Annotated in this window: 23 protein-coding genes; 7 read left to right on the top strand and 16 right to left on the bottom strand. The window is 32.8% G+C overall.

Annotated features, from left to right (window positions below; genetic code table 11):
* The 6 genes from B7R67_RS13320 to B7R67_RS13290 all read right to left on the bottom strand — a co-directional run.
* Positions 1–383: aminopeptidase (locus B7R67_RS13320; RefSeq protein WP_142289559.1), on the bottom strand; the 383-nt coding region annotated here is incomplete at its 3' end.
* Between the two features lie 533 nt (positions 384–916).
* A complete protein-coding gene (locus tag B7R67_RS13310) occupies positions 917–1,405 on the bottom strand; it encodes a DUF456 domain-containing protein (protein ID WP_088071192.1) in 489 nt (162 codons plus the stop codon).
* 123 nt (positions 1,406–1,528) lie between these two features.
* On the bottom strand, positions 1,529–2,092 hold the full coding sequence (gene efp / locus B7R67_RS13305; RefSeq protein ID WP_088071190.1) for an elongation factor P: 564 nt from the start codon (positions 2,090–2,092) through the stop codon (positions 1,529–1,531).
* 149 nt (positions 2,093–2,241) lie between these two features.
* Complete coding sequence (locus B7R67_RS13300) at positions 2,242–3,303, bottom strand: M24 family metallopeptidase (protein WP_088071188.1); 1,062 nt, start codon at positions 3,301–3,303, stop codon at positions 2,242–2,244.
* Complete coding sequence (gene aroQ / locus B7R67_RS13295) at positions 3,290–3,748, bottom strand: type II 3-dehydroquinate dehydratase (RefSeq protein ID WP_088071186.1); 459 nt, start codon at positions 3,746–3,748, stop codon at positions 3,290–3,292. Before aroQ ends, B7R67_RS13300 begins: the two co-directional genes overlap by 14 nt.
* Before the next feature lie 86 nt (positions 3,749–3,834).
* Positions 3,835–4,443 carry a YqhR family membrane protein gene (locus B7R67_RS13290; protein ID WP_088071185.1) on the bottom strand — a complete coding sequence of 203 codons (609 nt, stop codon included), beginning with the start codon at positions 4,441–4,443 and terminating at the stop codon, positions 3,835–3,837.
* A 207-nt stretch (positions 4,444–4,650) separates the two neighbouring features.
* Here B7R67_RS13290 and B7R67_RS13285 point away from each other — a divergent pair, with 207 nt between their 5' ends.
* Together B7R67_RS13285 and B7R67_RS13280 are read left to right on the top strand one after the other, a co-directional pair.
* Positions 4,651–5,580: a DUF1385 domain-containing protein gene (locus B7R67_RS13285; RefSeq protein WP_088071183.1), complete on the top strand. Its 930-nt coding sequence runs from the start codon at positions 4,651–4,653 to the stop codon at positions 5,578–5,580.
* 110 nt (positions 5,581–5,690) lie between these two features.
* Positions 5,691–6,086 (top strand): SA1362 family protein, encoded by a 396-nt coding sequence (locus B7R67_RS13280; RefSeq protein WP_088071181.1) that lies wholly within the window; start codon positions 5,691–5,693, stop codon positions 6,084–6,086.
* Between the two features lie 10 nt (positions 6,087–6,096).
* Here B7R67_RS13280 and mntR read toward each other — a convergent pair whose 3' ends face one another.
* The 3 genes from mntR to B7R67_RS13265 form a co-directional block, all read right to left on the bottom strand.
* Positions 6,097–6,528 carry a transcriptional regulator MntR gene (mntR, locus tag B7R67_RS13275; protein ID WP_088071179.1) on the bottom strand — a complete coding sequence of 144 codons (432 nt, stop codon included), beginning with the start codon at positions 6,526–6,528 and terminating at the stop codon, positions 6,097–6,099.
* 238 nt (positions 6,529–6,766) lie between these two features.
* Positions 6,767–7,792, bottom strand: coding sequence for a spore photoproduct lyase (gene splB / locus B7R67_RS13270; protein WP_088071176.1), 1,026 nt, complete (start codon positions 7,790–7,792; stop codon positions 6,767–6,769).
* 1,082 nt (positions 7,793–8,874) lie between these two features.
* Entirely contained in the window at positions 8,875–9,708 is an 834-nt protein-coding gene (locus B7R67_RS13265; protein WP_088071174.1) for a lipoate--protein ligase family protein, read from the bottom strand.
* Positions 9,709–9,883: 175 nt separating this feature from the next.
* Here B7R67_RS13265 and B7R67_RS13260 point away from each other — a divergent pair, with 175 nt between their 5' ends.
* Positions 9,884–10,207, top strand: a complete 324-nt coding sequence (locus B7R67_RS13260; RefSeq protein ID WP_088071209.1) for a rhodanese-like domain-containing protein — start codon at positions 9,884–9,886, stop codon at positions 10,205–10,207.
* Positions 10,208–10,431: 224 nt separating this feature from the next.
* On the opposite strand, the gene B7R67_RS13255 is transcribed toward B7R67_RS13260, so the two are convergent.
* From B7R67_RS13255 to B7R67_RS13240, 4 genes are all read right to left on the bottom strand, one after another.
* A complete protein-coding gene (locus B7R67_RS13255) occupies positions 10,432–11,937 on the bottom strand; it encodes an aldehyde dehydrogenase family protein (protein WP_208615653.1) in 1,506 nt (501 codons plus the stop codon).
* A gap of 143 nt (positions 11,938–12,080) precedes the next feature.
* Positions 12,081–13,451 carry an APC family permease gene (locus B7R67_RS13250; RefSeq protein ID WP_088071172.1) on the bottom strand — a complete coding sequence of 457 codons (1,371 nt, stop codon included), beginning with the start codon at positions 13,449–13,451 and terminating at the stop codon, positions 12,081–12,083.
* Between the two features lie 105 nt (positions 13,452–13,556).
* Entirely contained in the window at positions 13,557–14,933 is a 1,377-nt protein-coding gene (locus B7R67_RS13245) for a putrescine aminotransferase (RefSeq protein ID WP_268876036.1), read from the bottom strand.
* Between the two features lie 262 nt (positions 14,934–15,195).
* Positions 15,196–16,869, bottom strand: coding sequence for a PucR family transcriptional regulator (locus B7R67_RS13240; RefSeq protein WP_158095104.1), 1,674 nt, complete (start codon positions 16,867–16,869; stop codon positions 15,196–15,198).
* 142 nt (positions 16,870–17,011) lie between these two features.
* Here B7R67_RS13240 and B7R67_RS13235 point away from each other — a divergent pair, with 142 nt between their 5' ends.
* Positions 17,012–18,385 carry an aspartate aminotransferase family protein gene (locus tag B7R67_RS13235; RefSeq protein ID WP_268876035.1) on the top strand — a complete coding sequence of 458 codons (1,374 nt, stop codon included), beginning with the start codon at positions 17,012–17,014 and terminating at the stop codon, positions 18,383–18,385.
* 17 nt (positions 18,386–18,402) lie between these two features.
* On the top strand, positions 18,403–19,869 hold the full coding sequence (locus B7R67_RS13230) for a CoA-acylating methylmalonate-semialdehyde dehydrogenase (protein ID WP_088071166.1): 1,467 nt from the start codon (positions 18,403–18,405) through the stop codon (positions 19,867–19,869).
* Positions 19,870–19,959: 90 nt separating this feature from the next.
* Here B7R67_RS13230 and B7R67_RS13225 read toward each other — a convergent pair whose 3' ends face one another.
* From B7R67_RS13225 to B7R67_RS13215, 3 genes are all read right to left on the bottom strand, one after another.
* Complete coding sequence (locus B7R67_RS13225; protein WP_088071163.1) at positions 19,960–20,595, bottom strand: peptidylprolyl isomerase; 636 nt, start codon at positions 20,593–20,595, stop codon at positions 19,960–19,962.
* Positions 20,596–20,830: 235 nt separating this feature from the next.
* On the bottom strand, positions 20,831–23,062 hold the full coding sequence (locus tag B7R67_RS13220; protein ID WP_088071161.1) for an MMPL family transporter: 2,232 nt from the start codon (positions 23,060–23,062) through the stop codon (positions 20,831–20,833).
* 237 nt (positions 23,063–23,299) lie between these two features.
* Positions 23,300–23,728 (bottom strand): divergent PAP2 family protein, encoded by a 429-nt coding sequence (locus B7R67_RS13215; RefSeq protein ID WP_088071159.1) that lies wholly within the window; start codon positions 23,726–23,728, stop codon positions 23,300–23,302.
* A gap of 394 nt (positions 23,729–24,122) precedes the next feature.
* Here B7R67_RS13215 and B7R67_RS13210 point away from each other — a divergent pair, with 394 nt between their 5' ends.
* Both B7R67_RS13210 and B7R67_RS13205 read left to right on the top strand, forming a co-directional pair.
* A complete protein-coding gene (locus B7R67_RS13210) occupies positions 24,123–24,266 on the top strand; it encodes a YezD family protein (RefSeq protein ID WP_088071157.1) in 144 nt (47 codons plus the stop codon).
* Between the two features lie 185 nt (positions 24,267–24,451).
* On the top strand, positions 24,452–25,153 hold the full coding sequence (locus tag B7R67_RS13205; RefSeq protein WP_088071155.1) for a phosphoadenylyl-sulfate reductase: 702 nt from the start codon (positions 24,452–24,454) through the stop codon (positions 25,151–25,153).
* Positions 25,154–25,184 lie beyond the last annotated feature (31 nt).

The following is a 25,184-nucleotide window of genomic DNA, read 5'->3' as shown; positions in this document are numbered from 1 at the left end:
AATGCTGAATTTGCAGTCTTATTGAAAGTAGCAATTCTCTTTGGATCGATTCCTTTTAATAATTCAGGGTTTGGTGAGATAACTGAAAGTACAGCACCACCATTTTCAGCTAATTCTTCCATAGCTGTTACTCTCCAAGCTGGAAATTCTCCAAAAACTTCATCAGGAGCTAGTTCATATTTAGTACGAGTAATAACATCATCGTTCCAATCGATGTTTACATTTTTCGCTCCAGCTTCATATGCGTATTTTACAACTTTACGAACGAACTCTGCAGCTCCGATTGGGGCATTTATCTGTAATGTTTGACCTGGTACGATATTAACTCCACTTTTTACAGCAAGTTCAGCATATTTTTCTAATAATTGTTCAAACTGAGACATTGAAATCCCTCCATTATTAACGATTTAAAAACACTAACCTATTAAATTATAATATAAAGTTCAGAAAATTGGTACATATAAAAGACTGACTATTCATTTTTATTAGAAATTCAATTTTATCTATTATAGTGATTGGGGTAGTTCAAAGTAAAAAAAGCACTTTCGAAGTGCTTTTTCTGTTGAAAAATAATCTTAAAAATGAATTCAAATCTTAAAAGACGATGTTTTTATGAATTTGTCTTTCAATCTGAATAATAATTTGTTCTAAGTAAAAGAAATTTCAATTGTTTTTTAATGAATACTTTTTTTGAAGAATAAGTTGATTGGAACGAAAGGATGCTCGACTCCTATGGGAAATGCGGAAAGGCTGAGACCCCGCAGGCTTGCCGAGGAGGCTCAGGTTTCGCCCCATGGAAAGCGAGCACCTGTAGTGGAAATTAACATCACTCAACTTCCTTTAAAAACATTTGGTAATTATTTGACAAGCTTATTTTTTAATCAGTCTCAAGGTTATGATTTCAATGCAATGTAATCTATAAAACAATATACACAAAAAATATAATAACCATAATAAATTGTAAAACTGCTTTTGCTAATGAACTACTTATAAATGATATAACAGTTGCCCATGCAGATTTAATTGATTCTTTCGTAGTTTTCCCTTGTAATTTCTCTGTCACAAAAACAGAAAGAAATGGAACAATGATTAATCCAAATGGCGGAAAAACAAACGAACCTACAATAACTGCTAAGCAACCTACTTTCTCACCAGTTTTAGTACTACCATATTTTTTAAGAAAATAAGCATTCGCTAAAAAATCTGCTAGAAAAATTACCGCTGTAAAGATGATCATGAAAATCCAAAATGACAGAGACAAATGATGTTTATTTATGCCAAAGTGATAAATAATAAAACCTACCCACAGTACAGGCACCCCAGGAATAATCGGTTTTATTAATGCAATAAACGCTAATGCAAAACAAATAATGATCAACGTCCATAGTACGATTGTTGTTACCATTTTGATCCTCCTATTTATTTTATTGTTTTATGTAGTGACGACGATGATGATCCTAAATAAAAAGAGGCACTTACTTTTAAATAAGTGCCTCCTCCATTTATTTAATGCAAAGTAATTTTTAAATTAAGCTTTTGCACGTGAAACATAACTTGCTTCAGTAGTGTTAATAATTAGTACTTCACCTTCGTTAATAAAGATAGGTACTTGAACAACTAAACCTGTTTCCATTGTTGCAGGTTTTGTTACGTTAGAAGCTGTATCACCTTTAATACCAGGTTCAGTTTCAATTACTTTTAACTCAACTGTGTTTGGTAATTCAACACCTAAAATTTCAGCTTCAAAAGTCATGATGTAAACTTCCATATTTTCTTTAAGGAATTTTAACTCACGCTCAATACTTGTTTCTGGTAATTCAATTTGCTCATAAGACTCGTTGTCCATGAATACATGTTGGTTACCATTTGCATATAAGTATTGCATTTTACGATTTTGAATATGTGCTTTTGCTACTTTCTCACCAGCACGGAATGTTTTTTCTTGTACAGCACCAGTACGTAGGTTACGAAGTTTTGAACGTACGAATGCAGCACCTTTACCTGGTTTAACGTGTTGGAAATCGATAACTTGCCAAATTCCTCCATCAGTTTCAATTGTTAAACCTGTACGAAAATCGTTTACTGAAATCATTAAATATCCTCCTAAAAAATGAAATGGTTCTTTGAGTATGTAATGTGTAAAAAAGAACCAATTCGCTTACCATGAATTTCTTTTACAACTTTATATCTTAAAGTAAAATACGCATTTTGTGTAGTTCTATTTTTTAATCTAGTAAAAACTTATAGAATGATTAGGTTTTTTGGTGAAGACATTAAGTTTTCGTTACCACCAGTTTTAACGATTAAATCGTCTTCTATACGAACTCCACCTAGATTTGGAATATAAATACCAGGTTCACATGTTACGATCATATTTGGCTCTAATACTGTATCAGAACGGAATGATACGCCAGGACCTTCATGTACTTCAAGACCAATACCATGCCCAGTACCATGTCCGTAATATTCTCCATAACCTTTTTCCGTAATGTAATCACGTGTTAAAGCATCAGCTTCTTTACCAGTAATCCCTGCTTTAATTCCATTAACACCACGTAATTGAGCTTCAAGAACGATATCATAAATTTTCTTAAGATCTGAATGAGGCTCCCCTACTGAAACAGTTCTTGTCATATCTGATACATAACCTTTATAGTATGCACCAAAATCTAATGTTACAAAATCGCCTGTTTCGATTACTTTTTCAGACGCAACACCGTGAGGAAGAGCTGAACGAGCACCAGAAGCAACGATTGTATCAAAAGATGATGATGTTGCACCTAATTTACGCATAAAAAACTCTAACTCATTTGAAACTTCTAATTCTGTAACGCCTGGACGGATAAATCCTAAAATATGATCAAAGGCAGATTCTGCAATTTTAGCAGCTTCCTTAATGATTGAAATCTCAGCATCCGTTTTAATTAAACGAAGCTTCTCAATTAAGCCGCTTACAGGAACTAACTCTGCTTTTACAACTTTGCGGTAAGATCCGAATTCTGAGAACGTAACATGATCTTGTTCAAATCCAAGTTTCGAAATACCTAACTTCTCAGTTAGAGCTGCAACTTCAGCAGGAATTGAACCTTCATGTTTAACAATTTCATATCCTTCACACTGGCTAGTAGCTTGTTCAGTGTAACGGAAATCAGTAATAAATAAAGCTTTATCATTTGTAATTAACGCAACACCTGCTGAACCTGTAAAATTCGTCATGTAACGTCTGTTGTATGTACTAGTTACTAATAATGCATCTAATCCTTTTTCTACTAAAGCTTCTCGTAACTTTTTAATTTTTTCCATTGTTAGTCTCTCCCCTACTAATCTTTTGTAGTGCATTTAAACCTAACTCATATCCATACACACCTAAACCTACGATTTGTCCTACAGTAACTGCAGCTAAAACCGAATTATGTCTGAACTCTTCTCTTTTATGTATATTCGAAATGTGTACTTCAATAGTTGGAACGGTAATACTTGCTATTGCATCTCGAATAGCATAACTATAATGAGTAAAAGCTCCTGGATTAAAAAGGATACCATCATACACATTATTTGCCGCATGTAGTTTATCGATTAACTGACCTTCATGATTAGATTGGAAACAGTCAAGCGTATCCCCGTTATCAACCGCAAGCGATGTTAGATGATCTTCAATATCCTTTAATGTAGTTGAACCATAGATAGAAACTTCTCTCTGACCGAGCATATTTAGATTAGGTCCATTCAATAATAAAAACTTAGCCATTTAGAGTCTCCACCTAACATTTAAGCATATTTATTCCAAATTTTCATATTTTGGAATACCCAATCTATATTTTATCATAGGCCAGACTATTTTGAATAGCCACGCAAATAGGTCTTTTGCTCTTGAAATGCAAATGAAACAGAATAAGATATAAATGTTCCATATAATATCGCTAAACAAATTGTAGTAACAGTCGTATCAGATGAATAATCCTTAATCGCTTTTAAATCAAATGCTAATTTACCTAGAACTAAGAAAACGATCACCCATAGTATTAAACCAAAAAATATTCCTGGAAGTACTCCAGTAAACCGTCTACCAATAAAGTAAAATATAAATGCAATAATAATTGAAATAATTCCTAATCCAACAATTGAAATAAGATATTCAACATAATTATTTGCCCACTTACCAAAATGGATTTTTTCTATTACGAAAGTTGGCCCAATCTGTGTAAAATCAAAATAACTAAGGACTAACAAAACAACTGACCAAAATATACCGCCAAAAAATCCGATACCCGCAATCTTATTGAAGTTTACATTTCCATTCATCTCTTCTTGGGTTTGATCTTGATTTTGTTCTTGGTCTTGGTCTTGGTCTTGATCTTGATCCTGATTTTGATCCTGATCTTGCTCTTGACTTCGACTTTTAGCTTTTTCTCGAATTTCTTGCTCTTTATCTTTTTCCGGCATCTAACATTTCCCTTTCCATTCATTGCTAAATATCTTAAAGTATTATGTCCAACAAGCAGATTTTTAATGTGATTCTTAATTTTTATTAGAAAATTACAAATATTTGGACTATTATACTATTTTTCCGTCTTCTAATACTTGCGTCAATATTATGCTTACATTTACAATGGAGATAGATAGAAAAAATGAAGTTTAGGTTGGTGCAACATGAGAGAGAAAAGTAAAGCTGTATATGGGGGTCAAGCAATCGTAGAAGGCGTTATGTTTGGTGGTAAGACTCATACAGTTTCTGCAATTCGCAGATCAAATAAAGAAATACAATATTTTGAAGAACCGGTAAAAGTAAATCGGACAATGCAGAAATTAAAAAAAATCCCATTTGTTCGTGGTGTCGTTGCAATCATCCAAGCGAGTATAAATGGATCAAAACATTTAAATTTTTCATCTGAAAGATACGGAATTGATCCGGAAGATGATGAGAAGATTGCACTTGAACGTGAAAATCAAAAAAGTACACTTGCAACATATCTCGGACTTTCCTTATTAGCCGTATTATCCTTTTTAGTCGGAAAAGTTATTTTTACTTTAGTACCAGTTTTATTAGCTGCTACTCTAAGACCATTTTTTGAAACTGATTTCCAGCAAGTAATTGTTGAAAGCATTCTTAAACTAGCTCTATTGCTAATTTATATTTATCTAGTTTCTCTAACGCCATTTATAAAAAGGGTATTTCAATACCATGGAGCCGAACACAAGGTGATTAATGCGTATGAAAATAATATTCCTTTAACAGTTGAAGGAGTTCAATCACAGTCACGATTACATTATCGTTGTGGAAGTAGCTTTATATTATTCACAGTTATTGTTGGTATGTTTATCTACTTTTTAGTTCCAACAAGCCCGCTTTGGTTAAGATTAGTAGACAGACTCCTTTTAATTCCAGTAGTCCTAGGTGTAGCATTTGAAGTACTCCAATTAACAAATAAAGTCCGCAACGTTCCTATTTTAAGATGGGTTGGTTATCCGGGCTTATGGCTACAATTATTAACAACAAAAGAACCATCTGATGATCAAGTTGAAGTATCCATTGCTTCATTTAACCGCCTTTTAGAAGTAGAAAAAAATACTGAAAGATAATTGACAGAATTTTTTAAAAAATATCAACTTATTGGATAAAATGTAATAAACTATAAGAAACACTATTTTTATTCAACTACTTTATATTCTTAACATAGGAGGTGCTTAAAGTGAATCAAAAAGTGTACACGTCAGTATTTTATGGAATTATTGCATTAGCACTTTTTGGCTTAATTGCTAAGTTGATAGATGACCCAGTTAAATTATTACAACGATTCTTGTTTATTGGATTAATTATTTTAATTATTTATTTTATTTATAGAGTTTTTACTTCGTCAAACAGCCAAAGAAGCCAACAAGACTCCTATCGTAAGGCGGCAAAACAAACTGTAAAAAAATATAATACCCAAAAATCAAGTTCGCTAAAAAAATCGATTAACAAAACAAAGCCCACTTCAAGAAAAAGTACCTCCAGCCCTTTACTAAAAAGAAGGACAAAAGATTCAAGTCACTTAACTGTGATTGAAGGTGAAAAGGGCAAAAAGAAAGACCGTGCTTCCTATTAAGCACGGTCTTTTAATTATTAGATTGTTCCTCATTCATTTTCTGAATAACCTTCAATTCTTCGATTCGACTTTTATCTTCTTCAAAAAATTGTACTAATTCACCAATTCGATCAATAGCTTCCCAACTCACATGATGCTCCATTCCTTCAACATCTTGATAAATTAGGTTTTCATCTACTCCGATAATTCGTAGGAATTGTTCAAGTAATACATGGCGATATACAAGTCTTTTCCCCATTTTTTTACCTTTTTGTGTAAGGATTAATCCTCTATACTTTTCATAAATTAAATAATCGTCTTTATAAAGTTTTTGTACCATTTTAGTCACTGACGATGGGTGCACAGATAATGCTTCAGCAATATCAGATACACGAGCATACCCTTTATCTTCAATTAAAAGGTAAATTTGTTCAATATAATCTTCCATACTAGGTGTGGGCATGTTTTTCCTCCAATAAAGTAATACAAAATAGAATCCGTTACAATATGCATCAAAGAAAATGATACAATACAATATTCAAAAGTGCAATTAACAGATACTCTTAATATTACTGATAAATAGTCACTTTTTAATAAGATTATGATAAAAAAAAATGAGTGTACCTAAAATTAGGTACACAACAGTGTGTTGATAAAGTCCCAACTTTCTAACGTTCAGATAAATTGAAATCGTTTTTTCCTTATGTAAAATATTGAATTTCACCATTTGGAAAATATTTTTTTATATAATCTGAAATCGTTTCTTCAATTGAAGCAGCTTCTTCTTTTGGATAGACATATTTTCCTATCCCATATTTACCCCATTTATATTTCCTTTTTTCTTCATCCATTTCAAGCTTTGTATTAGGATATCGTTCAAGAATAACTTTTTTTGCAGGTTTCGTAAAACGATGCTGAATAAGTTCAAAAGTCATCTTCTCATTCGCTAATTCACCTAAAGCATCTTTTAACCGTATAAACAACTCTTCATACCCTTCTTCCCAATCCTCATGCATGTAAATTGGCGCTACAATAAAGCCAAATGGATATCCCGCATTTGCTACTTTTTTAGCTGCTTCAATTCTCTCATCAAAAGAACCGGTACCTGGTTCAAAATTTTTTATCACGTATCTAGAATTAATACTAAATCGAAATGTCGTTTTCCCATTATGGTTTGCATCTAACAAATGATCCACATGTGGAAATTTCGTCACAAATCTTAAACGCCCAAATTCAGTTTGACCAATAAATTCAATCGTTTTCTTCAAAGAATGCGTTAAATAATCAATACCAACGATATCGGATGTACAAGCAGCTTCAAACCTAGTAATTTCAGGCTCACGTTCCTTCATATATTTTTCAGCTTGTGCAAAAATTTCTTCTAAATTTACATACACTCTAATATAGGGCTTCGATCCAAGTGTAGTTTGTAAATAACAATAATGACAATGTCCCATACATCCCGTAGCAAGAGGAATAGCATACTCCGCAGATGGTTTAGACGTTTCAAATTTTAAAGTTTTACGAATCCCTACAACTAAAGTTGATTTTGCTATCCGATACTTTTCAACATCATTTTCTCCTGGTAAATTTCGAATTTGATTATGAGAAGTTGTTTCCCTTATATCTAAGCCCATCTTCTCAAATTTCATTTTTAATTCTTTTCCTAAAGGATACTCTAAAGCTTGAGGCTCAAAAAAAACAAGTTTAGGTAAAAAAGGTTTCACCTTTCCTCACTCCCTCTCATCATGATTATTCAATAGTATTAGCAGCATGTTTGAATAAAACAGTGGAAAAGGAAGGAAGTTTTAATATGTTGTATACATAAGGGTCTAGGTTAAATAAGTATTCCGTGTCAAAAGGAATCAATTTGTGGGGTATTTCCTGGTAAGATTGCAATATTTTTATTAAAAGCACATAATTCTTGATTAAAAATAATCTTTTTAATGAAAAACAGCTATATTTTAGGTCAATTCAAACTAATTTATCGTTCAAAAGCAAAGATTTAGATGAAAATTGTTGTTTTTTACCTTTAGGGGTAAAGGTATTATTTGACTTTTATTTGCGATTATTGTATTTTTATTTGCGATTTTCTGATTTTATTTGCGATTCCTCGGTTTTAATTGCGGTTTTGCCTCTTTTATTTGCACTTTTCCTTTTATTTGCAGATTTTCTGATTCTATTTGCGATTCCTCGATTTTAATTGCGGTTTTGCCTCTTTTATTTGCACTTTTCCTTTTATTTGCAGATTTTCTGATTCTATTTGCGATTTCACTGATTTTATTTGCGATTCCTCGGATTTAATTGCGGTTTTACCTCTTTTATTTGCACTTTTCCTTTTATTTGCAGATTTTCTGATTCTATTTGCGATTTCACTGATTTTATTTGCGATTCCTCGGATTTATTTTTGAATAAAACAGTGGAAAAGGAAGGAAGTTTTAATATGTTGTATACATAAGGGTCTAGGTTAAATAAGTATTCCGTGTCAAAAGGAATCAATTTGTGGGGTATTTCCTGGTAAGATTGCAATATTTTTATTAAAAGCACATAATTCTTGATTAAAAATAATCTTTTTAATGAAAAACAGCTATATTTTAGGTCAATTCAAACTAATTTATCGTTCAAAAGCAAAGATTTAGATGAAAATTGTTGTTTTTTACCTTTAGGGGTAAAGGTATTATTTGACTTTTATTTGCGATTATTGTATTTTTATTTGCGATTTTCTGATTTTATTTGCAGCTCCAATCAAGATATCTCCAATTCCAAATTTCAAAAAAAAAGAAAGCCCCACAAGGCTTTCTCTCCTAAATCACTTTCGTAAATTCCATTCTTCTGTACTGTACTTTGTTGCTACTAAATCTTGTACTTCTTTTTCTTGTGCTTCCGTTAATTCATATGGAACTAACTCTACATCTAAGCCAATTTCGAAGCCTTTTTCAAATGCTTCATATAAGTCAGCCATTGTTTTTGGTGTTTTGCTCTCTGCGTTAATCCAAGTTGCACGATCTAAAAATCTTTTCTTCATTTTTTCTTTTACTGAGTCTGAAGAAAAAATGTATAAATCGTATAACATATCAACATCAATATTTAATGGAATCGAACCATGTTGAAGGATTGATCCTTTTTGTCTTGTTTGTGCACTTCCAGCAATTTTTTTATCATTTACGACAACTTCATACCAAGAAGGGGCATCGAAACAAACTGCACTTGCTGGTTTTTTTAATTGATCTTTTTCTTCAGCAGTTTTAGGTACTGAAAATGATGCATCTAGACCTAATAGCTTGTACCCTTCTAAAATTCCCATTGAAATTACTCGGTATGCTTCTGTAACTGTTTCAGGCATATTCGGATAGCTCTCTGGAACAATAACACTATATGTTAATTCCTCGTGGTGTAAAACACTTCTTCCACCAGTTTGTCTTCTAACGAAATCGCCATTATATTTTTTTAGTGCATCTAGACTAATTTCTTGGTTTTTTTGGAAATAACCGATTGTGACAGTAGGATTTTCCCACTCATAAAAGCGTAATGTTGGTAGGAATCCTTCTTCGCTTTGCCATTTAATTAAGCATTCATCTAGCGCCATGTTATAGCTACCAGATTGTTTGCCACTATTAATAAAATACCATTTAGCCTTTGTCATGTTGAAATCTCCTCATTTTTCAATTGAAATTTTACTTTTTTTGTTAAAGTTTCTTGCAGAATCTTATTAGAGAATTATAATAAGATAAGTAGGTAATTGAAAGGTGTTGAATGAATTGAGTAAGTTTTTACCAATAATTTTTGTCGTGCTAGGTATTATTGTATACTCAACAGTTATGTATTTCTACCAAAAACGTTTAATTAAAACGTTAACTGAGGAAGAATTCCGTGCTGGATACCGTAAAGCTCAACTAATTGACTTACGTGATCAAGAAGATTTTAAGAACGGTCATATATTAGGTGCTCGTAATATCCCGTTTGCACAATTAAAAATGCGTTCAAAAGAAATTCGTAAAGATCAGGCAGTTTATTTATATGATCAAATGGGCGTTCGTCCTGGACAAGCTGCTCGTATTTTACGTAAACAAGGTGTAACTGAACTTTACCAACTTAAAGGCGGCTTCAAACTTTGGTCTGGTAAAGTAAAAAAAGGCCTATAAATCTAGTTTTAGATTAGATAAAGAAAACTCGCCAATTAGCGAGCTTTTAGGAGAAGTAAGAAACTTAGTTGTACTTGTACATTAGGTCGAGCTTTCTTCTCCGCTGCCAATTTATACTTTCAAGTATGAAAAAAACTACTTCTAATTTACGAAGTAGTTTTTACGTATTAATAGAGTTTTTACCTTGTATACTATATTTTCCTGAGCCTTTTTTCAAATTCCCCTTACTTATTAACTAATTTTGATTGTAAGGTACGATTCTTTTTCCTAAACCAGTTAGAAGGCTGCACGGATAAGCTTATATTGATTTGTTTAACTTCCAAATATTCCTCTAAGCCAAATGTTCCAAGTTCCCTACCGATTCCGCTTTGTTTATATCCACCCCAAGGAGCCTCATTAAACGTTGGATGATAAGTATTGATCCAAGTAATTCCAGCTCTTAAGCCTTTTATTATTCGATGTGCTTTTGCTACATCATTCGTAAAGACCGCACCTGCTAATCCATATTTCGTCCCATTTGCTAATTCTAATGCTTCTTCTTCAGTTTTAAATTTTTGAATGACTAATACGGGACCAAATATTTCTTCTTGTACGATTCTCATAGAAGGAGTCGTATTTGTAAAAATTGTAGGCTCGAAAAAGAATCCTTTTCGATTCATTCTCTTTCCTCCACAAAGTAATGTTGCCCCTTCTTCTAATCCAATTTGCACATAATTTAAGACTCGATCTAATTGAACTTGTGAAATTAGTGGACCCATTTCTGTCGACTCGTCCATACCATTTCCGACTTCAATATCTTTTGCTCTATTTACTAACTCCTCCACAAATCGTTCGTAGATTGACTCTTCTATAAGCAGTCGAGAACCCGCCGAACATACTTGGCCTTGATTTGCAAAAATACCGAATAATGCATAGTCTATTGCAGTTTCAAAATCTGCATCTGCAAAAACAATATTAGGAGACTTACCTCCAAGTTCTAATCCAACCTTTTTAATTGTATCTGCAGCTACTTTCATGATTGATCTCCCAGTTTCTGTTCCACCAGTAAAAGCAATTTTATCAATCAATTCACTTTTTACTAGTTCAGTACCTACTATTTTCCCCTCTCCTAAAACAAGATTCAAAACCCCATTTGGAAAACCAACTTGATCAATTAAATGAAAAAATCGTATTAACGTTAATGGAGTTTGTTCTGCAGGTTTAATAACAACCGTGCATCCAGCTGCGATTGCAGGAGCAATTTTTTGAATCGCCATTACTAATGGATAATTCCACGGGATAATTTGACCAACTACACCGATTGGTTCTCTAACAACCATAGATTGCATATCATCTGGAACATCATAAGTTTGCCCATGAGGTTTAGTCGTCAAACCAGCATAGTACTTTAACTGATTTACCGCATCTTGAATATCGTACTCAGCTTCCCTTAATGGCTTGCCATTATTAAGTGTTTCTAAAATACTCATTTCTTTACAATCTTGTTCAAGAAGGTCTGCTAACTTTAAAAGCAGTTCAGCACGATCCCTAGCTTTTGAATTTGCCCATCCATCTTTATCAAAAGCTCTTCTTGCAGAAACGATTGCTTTTTGAACATCAAATTTACTGCCTTCTGTTACTGTGGCAATTATTTCTTCAGTTGCAGGATTAAGAATCTTTCGAGTTTGTCCACTTTCACTCATAACCCATTTTCCATCTATATACATTCTTCCTATATCATTCAGATACATTTTTTCTCCTCCTCTACAATAATTAGCACCCACAAGTTACGCAGAATTAAGCAAGCATGAAGTCGTAGGCAGTCTGATAATCAGATAAATAGGACTTTGTCTACACACTCGAAGGACAAACCTAAGTTTGTCCTTTAACATTCCTATGAATTTATCGTTATCTTTTCATCAATAACCTTTTCTTTACCAAAATGATCAATTTGCACATTTAATACTTTTATTAAGAAGAATAAATAAATGATGCCAATAATTGCCCATCCAACTCCAAGAATAAATGAATCTCTTTGTACATTTGCCCAAAGAACCCCAACGAACAAAGCTCCAATTGATGGAATAATGATGTTACTTATAATTTGTTTCAAAGATTTGTATTTTTTTTCTCGAATTGCAAACTGAGCAATCACAGATAAATTAACGAAGGTAAATGCGATTAATGAACCGAAATTAATGAACGATGTAGCATATTGCATACTAAAGAAAACCGCTGTTAAACAAACTGCGCCAACAAATAGGATGTTATAAACTGGCGTTTGGAATTTTGGATGTACATAACCGAAAAATTTATTAGGTAAAACATTATCTCGTCCCATTACATATAACAGTCGTGAAACGCTTGCATGAGAAGCTAAAGCAGAAGCTATAATCCCTGCAAATGAAGCAGATAAGAAAAATGTTTGAAATATTTTTCCACCAACATAAAATGAAATATCAGGAGCAGTTGTATTTTCAATATCTTTGAACAATGAAATATCAGGGAATAAAAGCTGTGAAACATATGATGCGATAATAAAAATACCTCCACCGATTAAAGCAGTTAAGAAAATCGCTCTTGGTATTGTTTTTTTAGGATTAATTGCTTCTTCCGTATAGGTTGAAACTGCATCAAATCCTAAAAATGAGAAGCAAAGAATCGTAGCGCCTGAAACAAGCGGTGAAAAATGCATATTAGAACTAAATAATGGTCCCATTGCTATAGGTGAACCATATCCCATTCCACCTAATAATTGCTTTACTCCAAGTACGATAAATGCTACTACAATCAAAAATTGATAGACTACAAAAATTGAATTAATATTCGCGGTCGATTTGATACTTTTAATATTTATATAGGTCATTGCGCCTGTTAATACAACAACCCACAGCCAACCAGGTACACTTGGGAAAATTGCTGATAAATATTGTTGGCCAAGTAAGATATTAATCATCGGCAATAACAAATAATCTAAAAGTGCCAACCACCCAACTAAAAAGCCCACTTTAGGATTAATTGAACGTTGAGCATAAGTATAAGCAGATCCAGCAGTAGGATACGCATTAACCATTTTTCCATAACTAAAAGCTGTGAAAAGCATTGCCACTAACGTTAATAGATATGCAGTCGGTACATGACCGGATGTCTCTTTCGATACAAGTCCAAATGTATCAAAGACTACAGCCGGTGTTAAATATCCAAGTCCTAACATTACTATTGGCCATAATCCAAGGGATCTTTTTAAAGTTGGGCTATTTTTCATATATCTATCTCCTCAATTTGATATATCATAAGGAAACCGAAATGGTTTCCTTATTTTTTATTTTGAATATTCAGTCTTTAATTTCCAAAATGAAACCTGTTAATTTTACTTAACAGTTACCTCATTCATTTCATTAGCTAATAACGCAATATTTCGTTCAATTGCATCTAAAACAACATCTAACTGCTCATAACTTATTACTGCAGGTGGCTCTAATCGAATAACAGTCGCATTATTGATTGTTCCACTTACTAAAATTTTCTCGTTAAATAAATATTTTGCCATCGTATAACCTAATTCATTCGTAGTAAATTCCATACCAATTAATAAGCCTAGACCACGAACATCCTTCAATACTTCAGGATGTTCTGATTGGATCTTTTTAAGGCGGTCTAAAATATATTCACCTTTTGCTTCCGCTTGTCCTGGAATATCTTCTTCTAGTATGGTTTTAATAGCAGCAATTGAAGCAGCACAGCAAAGAGGGTTCCCACCGAAAGTAGAAGAACCAAGTAAAAATGGATTTTCCTCCATCTTATCCCATAGCTCATCTTTAGCAACCATTGCAGCAATGGGCATAACACCACCACCAAATGCTTTTCCTAGCGTCATAATATCCGGTACAACGCCATAATGATCCATTCCAAATAATTTTCCAGTACGGCCCATTCCTGTTTGGACTTCATCAACGATTAATAGACATTCATATTTATCACAAATCTCACGTAATCTTTGGAAATAGCCTTCTGGCGCTAAGTTAACTCCTCCTTCACCTTGCATCGGCTCGACAATGACACCTGCAACTGTTTCACCTGTCCCTATTAAGTGATGAATCGCTTTTTCTACTGCTTCAGCATCACCAAATGCAACATGTTGGAAGCCAGGTACTAATGGCATATAAGGAGTACGGAACATCGCTTTACCTGATGCAGATAATGAACCTAATGTTTTACCATGAAAACCATTTTCCATTGAGATAAACCACTTTTTCCCAGTTGCTAGTCTTGCTAATTTTAATGCCATTTCATTTGCTTCCGTTCCACAGTTTACTAGATAAGTATGTTGCAAATCTCCTGGCGTAATTGCAGCTACTAGCTTCGATAAATATCCACGTAAAGGATCTACTAATTCTTGACTGTGTAGAGCATATCGATCGATTTGAGATTTTACTGCATTCACTACATTTGGATGACGATGACCTAGTAAAAACACCCCATATCCGCCTAAACAATCAATATATTCGTCACCTTTTGTATCGTAAAAAACTGCACCTTCACCTTTCCATTCAACAACAGAAAAATCATTTGAAACCGATTTACGATGTTTGAGAATCGCCTCATTTACATAATGAGTAAAGTTATAAACTGAATCATGAATAATTTTCTTTTGTTCGGCTTCAGTTAAAGTTTGTTTTTCAATATAAGATAAAATATCATTTGCATCTCTTAATACTTCTTCTTTTGATTTACGCATACATATCACCTTTTCTTTCGAATTTTTTTAGGATGTTTACATTGAAAATAAATAGAATTAAATTTCACTTTTAAATATCACCCTCCTTAAAAGGAAAAGAAATCAGATTTGACAATGATTAATCCCCTAATGTAAGCGCTTTAAACTGTTTTTTATTCAAATAATATTCCTTAATAAGAACTATATAAAATATTGAATTAAAAAACATTTTACACTTTGTCTAAATATTCAATAAATTTTATCGACACTATGTCATCTTACTTCTTTACAATTAATTTTTTAATCTTGCTTCGTTAAATGGATGTAACAATTCATACGCTCTTAATGCAAATTCAATGCATTGTCTTTTTTGCTCATCAAGAAAATCATTCCCGATTAATTCTTCTATTTTATCTAATCGATGATACAGTGTTTGACGATGAATAAATAATTGTTTTGCAGTATCCTGTTTTGAACCTTGGCATTTTAAGTAAATATCGATTGTATGCAATAATTCGGATTGATTCTTAAAATCATATTCAATTAATTTGCCTAAATATTGTTCAATAAATGAAGCTAGAAATTGTTCTTCAGGAAGCGATTTTATAATTTGATAGATTCCTAAATCGTCATAAAATAATGCTGATTTCTTCTTTAACGGTACTCTTGCAATACTTAAAGTATCAAATGCTTCTTTAAAACTTTGAACAATCTCGATTAATTTCGTTTTTACCGTTCCAAATCCAATATGCACGTCTGTTTGACCAGAAAAGGTCACTCCTATCGTATGTTTTAATTCTTCAATACACTTAACGAGTGACTCCTTTAAATAGATGATTGTTTTTTCTGTACTATATTCTTTTACAATGATTAGGTAGATTAGATTATTTTTTAACATTAATAAGCTAAATAAACCATGTTTTTTCAGGAGTGATCTAAGTGTTATTAATAAGTCTTGATTTCTTGATGTAAGTTCTTTCGCTTCATCCTCCATTACATTATGAGCAAGCTCAATTACTCCACCAATAAATAAATGACCTAATTTGCTAATATGTCGAATGCCTAACCGCTGTAATGCCAATTCTTCACTTTCAATTTTATTTAGTAATAAATCTTGAAACAACTCATTATGATGCTTATAAGTATTTTCCTCTAAGAAAAATTTTCTAAGTAAAATTTGTGCGATTCCTTTCGATGTATAATCCAGTACGATCGGTAGCCATTCAGAAGAAACCTGATTATGGCATATAATCCCCACGTATGCCAAAGTTTGACCAAGACAAACTACAGGGATTGATAATACTTGTTTATTTCCAACTAAAATAAGTGAACTTTCAAGTGAATGTTCATTCTTAATGACTTCCTTGTAATATTGGATTAGTTTTTTACCAACTTCTGGTGAAATTTGGGGGTAAAAAGTATGCTCATCAATTTCTGAATAATAAAGTACTTGTAAAGAAACATATTCATGTAAATGTCTTAAGATTGGATAAATATCTGTTGATTGGAGTGTTAATTGCTGAAGTTTTCTAGAAAATGCTTCTAGTTTTTTCAATTGTAAATGTTGTTGGTTAATGATTAGACTATGTATATCTTGCGTTATATCTACGAAACGCAGATTTTCACATAAGACAATCAGAGGAAAATCGTATTGATTAGCTAATTCAATCATATCATTTGGTATTTCATTAAGATAAATTCCTAATTCGATACACAAACCAGCTGCGCCTTGAGAGATTAAATTTTGTAAATAATTTAAGCGATTCTTTTTACTTTGGTGAATTCCAATACCCGTAGTTAATATGAGATCATTTTGATTTACAAACGTAGCAGTGTTCGTAATTTCTAAAACATGTACCCAATTGACTTTACGTAATAAACCTTTATTCCCTGCGATTATTTCATTTTTTTTGAATACCGGCCTCTTTATTACATCTCTTAAAATTAAACTTTCTGATGCAATCAATTTTTCACCTCTATTCATTCTTCTATAGTTATTAATTACATATTGATCTATAAAATCCTTCTATCTTTAGACAAAATGTATAATGAATTATCAGAAAATTGAATGTACGATACAAATAGAATAATGAAAGTTGGTGACCTACGTGAATGATCGTTCAATACAAGAATCCAATGCTCAGGTTTTTTCGAAAGAAGAACTTCTTGAATTAGATCGTAAGTTTGTATGGCATCATATGTCAGTTCACAATCCAAATCCTATGATTTTCGTTTCAGGGAAAAATAGTAGTGTGACAGATATTGATGGAAAAACTTATATCGATGGAATGTCAGGCTTATGGTGCGTAAATGTTGGCTATGGCCGAGAGGAAATTGCAAAGGCAGCTGCTGATCAAATGGTTGCGATTCCTTACGTCCCTATGTCACAAGGCAATGTTCCATCTATCTTATTAGCTGAAAAAATCAATGAGTGGCTTGGTGGAAACTATCGAATTTTTTATTCAAATTCTGGATCGGATGCAAATGAAGTAGCTTTTAAGATTGCTAGACAATACCACCAACAAAATGGAGAACCTTCCCGCTTTAAATTTATCTCTAGATATCGAGCATACCATGGAAATTCTATGGGGGCGTTAAGTGCAACTGGGCAAGCACATCGTAAAACAAAATACGAGCCTTTATCGGTTGGATTTCATCATGTTGCCCCTCCATATTGCTATCGCTGTCCATTTGGTAAAACTTACGGCGAATGTGGTTTAGAATGTGCTAAAGCATATGAAGATTTAATTAATTACGAAGGTGCAGATACGATAGCTGGTATTATTATGGAGCCAGTTATTACAGGTGGCGGAGTAATTGTCCCTCCTCCAGAATATTTAACTGAAGTACGAAACATTTGCGACCGCCACGGAATTTTATTAATAGTTGATGAAGTAATTTGTGGATTCGGTAGAAGTGGGAAACCTTTTGGACATCAAAATTTTAATATCAAACCGGATATTATTACAATGGCAAAAGGAATGACTAGTGCTTATACTCCTTTATCTGCTACAGCTATTCGGAGTGATTTATATGAGCAATTTAAAAAACCAGGAGCTGACAATCATTTCAGACATGTCAATACATTTGGTGGAAATCCAGCTTCTTGCGCAGTAGCTTTAAAAAATTTAGAAATCATTGAACAAGAAAAATTAATTGATCGAGCAGCATATTTAGGAAATGAGCTACGTAAAAAATTAGATCGATTAATCATGCATAAAAACGTAGGAGATATTCGAAGTTTTGGCTTTATTCTTGGAATTGAACTTGTTGAAGACAAAGAAAGTAAAATTCCTGCAAGTCCAGAAAAAGTTATGAAAATTATTAAAGAATGTAAGGAAAACGGATTAATCATTGGGAAAAACGGAGACACTGTTCCAGGTTTTAATAACATACTTACATTAAGTCCACCGTTTACAACAACTGATGAGGAAATTGATTTTATTGTCACTACACTATTACAAGCATTTGCAAAACTATAAAACTGAGGTGAATTCAAATGTCAGTTCAAACAAATACGAAAATAGTAAAAAACTATATTAATGGCACATGGGTTGAGGCATCTCAAGAATCCCAACATCTACCTGTTTATAATCCTGCAACTGAAGAAGTAATTGCATATGTTCCCTTATCAAACATTGATGATTTAAATCATGCAGTGAATGCTGCTAAGTCTGCATTTACAACTTGGAGTAAGACGCCTGTACCAAAACGCGCCAGAATTCTATTTTCATATCAACAATTATTAGTGAAAAATTGGGAAGAACTAGCGAAATTAATCACGATCGAAAATGGAAAAAGCTATAACGAGGCATATGGAGAAGTTCAACGCGGAATTGAATGTGTTGAATTTGCTGCCGGCGCACCAACATTAATGATGGGTAAACAATTACCTGATATTGCAACAAATATTGAATCAGCAATGTATCGTTACCCTATAGGCGTAGTTGGTGGAATTACACCTTTTAATTTTCCGATGATGGTGCCATGTTGGATGTTCCCTTTAGCCATTGCATGCGGTAATACTTTTATTCTAAAGCCATCAGAAAAAACACCTCTCCTTGCTAATCGTTTAGCTGAACTATTTAGTGAAGCTGGTCTTCCAGAAGGTGTACTAAATATCGTTCATGGCTCAAACGAAATTGTAAATGGGTTACTTCATCACAAGAATATTCAAGCGATCTCGTTTGTTGGATCACAGCCAGTCGCAGAATATGTTTATAAAACTGCTGCAGCCAATCATAAACGTGTTCAAGCGTTAGCAGGAGCTAAAAATCATAGTATTGTACTTCAAGATGCAAATTTAGAAGAAGCTGCTACTCAAATTCTAACTGCTGCATTTGGGTCTGCTGGTGAACGATGTATGGCATGTTCAGTTGTAGTTGCAGTTGGAGATATTGCTGAGCCTCTTATTGAAAAACTTAATAATAAGGCTGACGAGATAAAAATAGGAAATGGATTAGAAAAAGATATCTTCCTCGGTCCTGTAATAAGAAAAGAACTTCGAGAACGGACAGAACAATATATTGAAATTGGTATCCAAGAAGGAGCAACATTAATTCGAGACGGTCGAAATCATTCAGTATCAAATGATAAAGGCTATTTTATTGGCCCGACTATTTTTGATAAAGTAAAAACTTCAATGAAAATTTGGAAGGATGAAATATTTGCACCTGTCCTTTCAATTGTTAGGGTAAATTCTTTAGAGGAAGCAATTGAATTAGCGAATCAATCTGATTTTGCAAATGGAGCTTGCATTTTCACTGATAGCGCTTCCAGTATTCGATTCTTTAGGGAAAATATAGAGGCAGGTATGTTAGGAGTTAATTTAGGCGTGCCGGCTCCAATGGCTTTCTTCCCATTCTCTGGATGGAAAAACTCTTTTTATGGAGATTTACATGCAAATGGAACTGATGGAGTTGAATTTTATACTAGAAAGAAAATGATCACTAGTCGATTTGAATAAGAAATCTTAGCCTAAAAATATAGCTTTATATAGAAACCCCACAAAGAATTTTAGTTTCCTTGTGGGGTTCTTTTCTGTAAAGTATGTATATTATTCTTTATGGGTTTTTGGTTTTGGATATTTTACACCCATTGTATCAACTTTTATCGATTCAATTATTACAGGTGTTGTAGGTTTTCCCATAGAATCAGTTTCTACTGCATCGATTTTCTTTACAATATCGATTCCCTCGATAACCTTCCCAAATGAAGCATATTGACCATCAAGATCAGGTGTGTCATTCGCCATAATGAAAAATTGACTTCCAGCACTGTTTGGCTCTCCGGTACGCGCCATCGATAGTACACCTGTTGTATGTTTTAAATTATTTTTAAAACCATTGGATGTAAATTCTCCATCAATTGTATATCCTGGTCCACCGTTACCTGTTCCTTCTGGGTCACCACCTTGAATAACAAAGTCTTTGACAATTCGGTGGAAAGTTAATCCATTATAAAATCCTTTGTTTGCAAGCGATATAAAATTATATACTGTGTTTGGTGCGATGTGAGGATATAACTCAGCTTTAATTACTCCATAATCTTTTACCGTGATTGTTGCAACTGGTAGTTTTGCAGGTTTCTCAACCTTTGAAGACTGTTGTTTATTATTTCCACATGCTGCTAATAAGCTAATTGTTAAAACAAGACAACTTATAAAAATTGCTCTTAAACCTCTCTTAAACATGTTTTCCTTCTCCCTTCTGTATCTTTTAATAGTTTACCAAATTTGACCACCAATTTACTATTTTATGTAAAATTAGAACATATTGCTTAGTATGTCCATTACCTCTAGTTACAATAGAATCTATTTAAAAAAAATAGTAACAAGCCTTTTAAGAAACCTAAACTTTTTTAGGGCTGTTTTATTCGTGCAAAAAAACTGCTATTCATTTAAAGAATAGCAGTTTCCACAGATAAATTTACCCGACTTTTTTAGTAGCTTCGTTACGATTAATTTTTGAGAATGGGAACCACCAATTCCATTTTCCAAATAGCTGCATTAAGCTTGGTACTAATACTAAACGAACAATTGTAGCATCTAAGAATATGGCAATCGCTATACCAATCCCCATTTGTTTAACAGGTACCATATCTGTGAAAGCAAATGCACCTGTAATGACAATCATAATAGAAGCCGCTGATGTAATGATTCGGCTTGTTGACACTAACCCTTCTCTCGTCGAATATGTGTTATCTCCAGTTTCATAATATAGCTCTTGCATTCTGGACATTAAAAATACTTCATAGTCCATACTTAAACCAAAAACTAAACCGAAAACAAAAACTGGTAAAATTAACATAATATCTGATTGAGGTAATCCAAAATTACCACCCTGGAATAGCCAAGTAATGATACCAAACGTTGCACTTAAGGATAAAACATTCATTAAAATCGCTTTAATCGGAATGATAATTGACCTAAATGCAATCATTAATATAATGAAAGTACTGACCATTATGACAAGTAAACCGTATGCAATATTATCTGTTATCTCATCAAATAATTCTTGTTCAAATTTTACTTGACCACCCACAGTATAATTAAGTCCTTCTATTTTTCCTTTGTATTTTTCTTCAAAATCTCTTACCCATTGCTTTCCTTTTTCTGATTTAGGACTTGCATTCAAAAACACTTGGATAAAAGTTTTATTATTTTTTATATATGATTGAATTGCCGGCTGAATCTTTGCAGCATTTGGTGATTTTAAAGCAGGTAAAACTTGTTGTGCATTCATATTTAATGCATCAAAAACACTTTTCACTTCATAAACATCTTTCTCATTTTTAAGCAATTTTTGTATTTTTTCTAATGAATTTAAGTGATCTTGATTTAAGAAGTCATTATTTGCTTCAAATACAATTGATATTGTTCCATGTTTTTGAGCTTCTGGAAGAAATGACTTTTGATACTTTTCATAATTGATTCTTGACGCCTCTTGTTTAGGTAATGCATCAATAGTAGGGATATTTAAATGAACATCTCTAATTGGAATGACAAATAAGCCTAGAATAATTAATGAAGTTAGCGCCATAATAACTGGTCTTTTCATTACGAAATTAGCAAATCTTCTCCAAACAGCCTGTTGTTGCTCTTGACTTCGATTTGCAATTGATTTTAAAGTACCTTTATTAATGTTTTTACCAAGTGCTGATAAAACAGCTGGTAATAAGGTTAGTGATAAAAATAAACTGACTAAAACGACAACCGCACCACTAATTGCCACACTTCTAAACAAATCAATATTTATGAAGTAAAGCGCTGACAAGCCTATAAATACACAAATTCCTGAGAAGATAATTGCTCTTCCCGCTGTTGCAAACGTTACACTAATCGCTTCTTTTACAGTTGAGTGGTTTGATAATTCAGTTTTATATCGACTTACAAATAGCAATGCAAAATCAATCGATAATGCTAAACCAATCATAGGTGCAACATTTAAAACAAATATTGATAAGTCTACATGTTTTCCAATAAATGCTAGTATACCAAAAGTTGTCAGTATACTAATCATTCCAATGATAATAGGAATTGCTGATGCAACTAGACTACCAAAAGCAAAAAATAACACGATAAAAGCGATAGGAACACCTATCATTTCAGCCTTTTTTAAATCCTTTTGACTAGTTTTATTCATTACATCGCTAATGATCGTAAAACCAGTAGTACCTATTTTCACTTTATCATTAGATAATGACTCTACTTTTTTTGCAAATTTATTGTTTAAATCAACTAGCTTATCGTGATCTTTTTCATCAAATAAAAGAGATAAATAGGCAATATTTTTTTTCTTCATACTAGGGTTATTTAATGGGTTATGAAATTGCTCTATATTTTTTTCCTTTTGAACTTCTTTTACAACACGTTCAATATCCGACTGGAATTGATCATCAGTTACCCCTTTTTTACGTTCAAGTAAGATGATGAGCGAATCTGGTGATTGTTCAAATTCTTTTTCCAATACATTTTTAGCTTTTTCATATTCACCAGGTGTTCTAAAGCCATCCCCATCTAAGATACCAGGTAAATGCTTAGAATATAAACCTAGAAAGATAGAAGCCACGGCTATTATTGCAATCACTATAAATCGTAATTGATAAATCCAGCGTCCCACCTTTTTCCAAGCACTGTTTTCACTTACTGTACTTTTCATTTTTTCACTCCTTAATTACATATCCTACCAACATCTTATCAAACACAAATTAATTCGCCTATTTTTTTTACTGTGTTTAAGAAAGAGTATTAAAAATTTTTTGGTTATTTTACTGATTTCTTAATTCCTAGAATTAGCAACCATGTTATGTACTATTCTTCGCCACTGCTTATTTATATACTATGAACGTACAAAAAAACGCTCATAATATAAATCAACTTGATTTATATTACAGCGTTAATATCTTGAAACGATAATTGCAACGATTATGCCTAGTAGTGCCCCAACTACTACTTCGTATGATGTATGACCCACAAGTTCATTTAATGCTTTATAATTTTTAATTCTTCCGTGGAAAAAATCATTTAATAATTTTGCATGTTTACTGACCGCAAGCCTTACTCCTGATGCGTCATACATGATAATGATTGCAAAAATTGCTGCGATCGCAAAATTAACACTTTCAAATCCAACTGTTAATCCTACACTTAATGCTAGTCCTGTTACGGTTGATGAATGCGAGCTTGGCATACCGCCAGAGGCAAAGAACTTAGAAATATCAAAGTCTTTTTCTTTAATTAAATGAATGATTACTTTTGAAAACTGAGCAATAAACCACGCTATTACAGCCGACATCAATGGCTCGTTATGAAGTATCGTCATCACGAACCTCCTTTAATAAATCAATTTTATTTCATTATTATCTTCCATAAATAATTGTATATTCACGAAGTTAGTAAAAGAACAAGATAATTTCGTTTTACGAATAGTTTAAGGTGGTATGCAGCCTAGCATTTGATCTTAATCCTATTCAATCTAAATGGATAAATTTTAAGAATAGAATACGTTATGATTATATTTTTCAGTACTATTTTGCTACCTATCAAGATCTTAAATACGATCGAAAATCGAGAGAGTACCTCTTGTTTTTCGATTTTTTGATGTGATCAACTACTCTCAAAAAATATGATTAAAAAATTTAAAAAATTATCATTTTCGAAATTGACAATTCATACAATTCTGATAAACTTAGTTGTAATTAAATTCTAGGGGGAAGCTCATGAGCCATACCAGCGACTTAAAACCAATCATTGAGGTCGTGGAATCGTTACTTAATGGTTTAAAATTTGGAACGATCACACTAGTCGTTCAAGATGGGAAAATTATTCAAGTAGAAAAACAAGAAAAAATACGATTAAAGTAAATGAGTTCCTGCTGACTAGAAAAACTAGAGGCAGCTCAAATCTTCGCGTAATTTACGATTGAAGATTTGAGCTGTCTTTTTCTTTATACGGAAAACTGATTAGAAAGTATATATGAAATGAATTGATAAATATGCCATAAAACATGCAATTTCTATACTTTCTTTAGTTCATTGGAGGAAAGCAAATGAGATTTGAAAATTGGAACGAAAATACGATTCCGAGCTTTTCGATTGATAATGAAACAAAGGGTGCACTTGAAGCACTTAAATGGGCTTATTCTACCTATGGGGATGAATTAATTTATGCCTGTAGCTTCGGTGTAGAAGGTATTTTATTGATTGACTTAATTTCAAAAGTAAAGCCTGACGCAAAGATTGTTTTTTTAGAAACTGGGCTTCATTTTAAAGAAACTTATGAATTAATCGATAAAATTCAAGCTAAGTATCCTAGTTTGCAAATCGAAAAGAAACTACCTAGTTTGACACTAGCCGAGCAAGCAGCGATTCATGGAGATGAGTTATGGAAGCGTGAGCCAAATAAGTGTTGTAACATCCGTAAAATTTTACCGCTTCAAGAAGCATTGGATGGTGCACCTGCTTGGGTGTCAGGATTAAGAAGAGAACAATCACCGTCTCGTCAAAAAACAAATTTTATTAATCTTGATCACAAGTTCAGTTCTATAAAAGTTTGTCCATTAATCCATTGGACTTGGAAAGAAGTTTGGAGATATGTGTACTATCAAAATTTACCTTACAATCCATTGCATGATATAGGTTATCCAAGTATTGGTTGTGAAGTTTGTACATTACCAGCTTCGAACTCTACAGATAGTCGTTCTGGACGTTGGTCAGGAACAGGAAAAACTGAATGTGGTTTGCATGATTAGTTAGTTACATCATTCATTTTATTTAAATCAC

The organism is Gottfriedia luciferensis (genome assembly GCF_002156865.1).
GTDB lineage: Bacteria > Bacillota > Bacilli > Bacillales > Bacillaceae_G > Gottfriedia > Gottfriedia luciferensis.
Note: the sequence above shows the minus strand (reverse complement) of the source record. Positions and strands in the feature narration are given on the sequence as shown.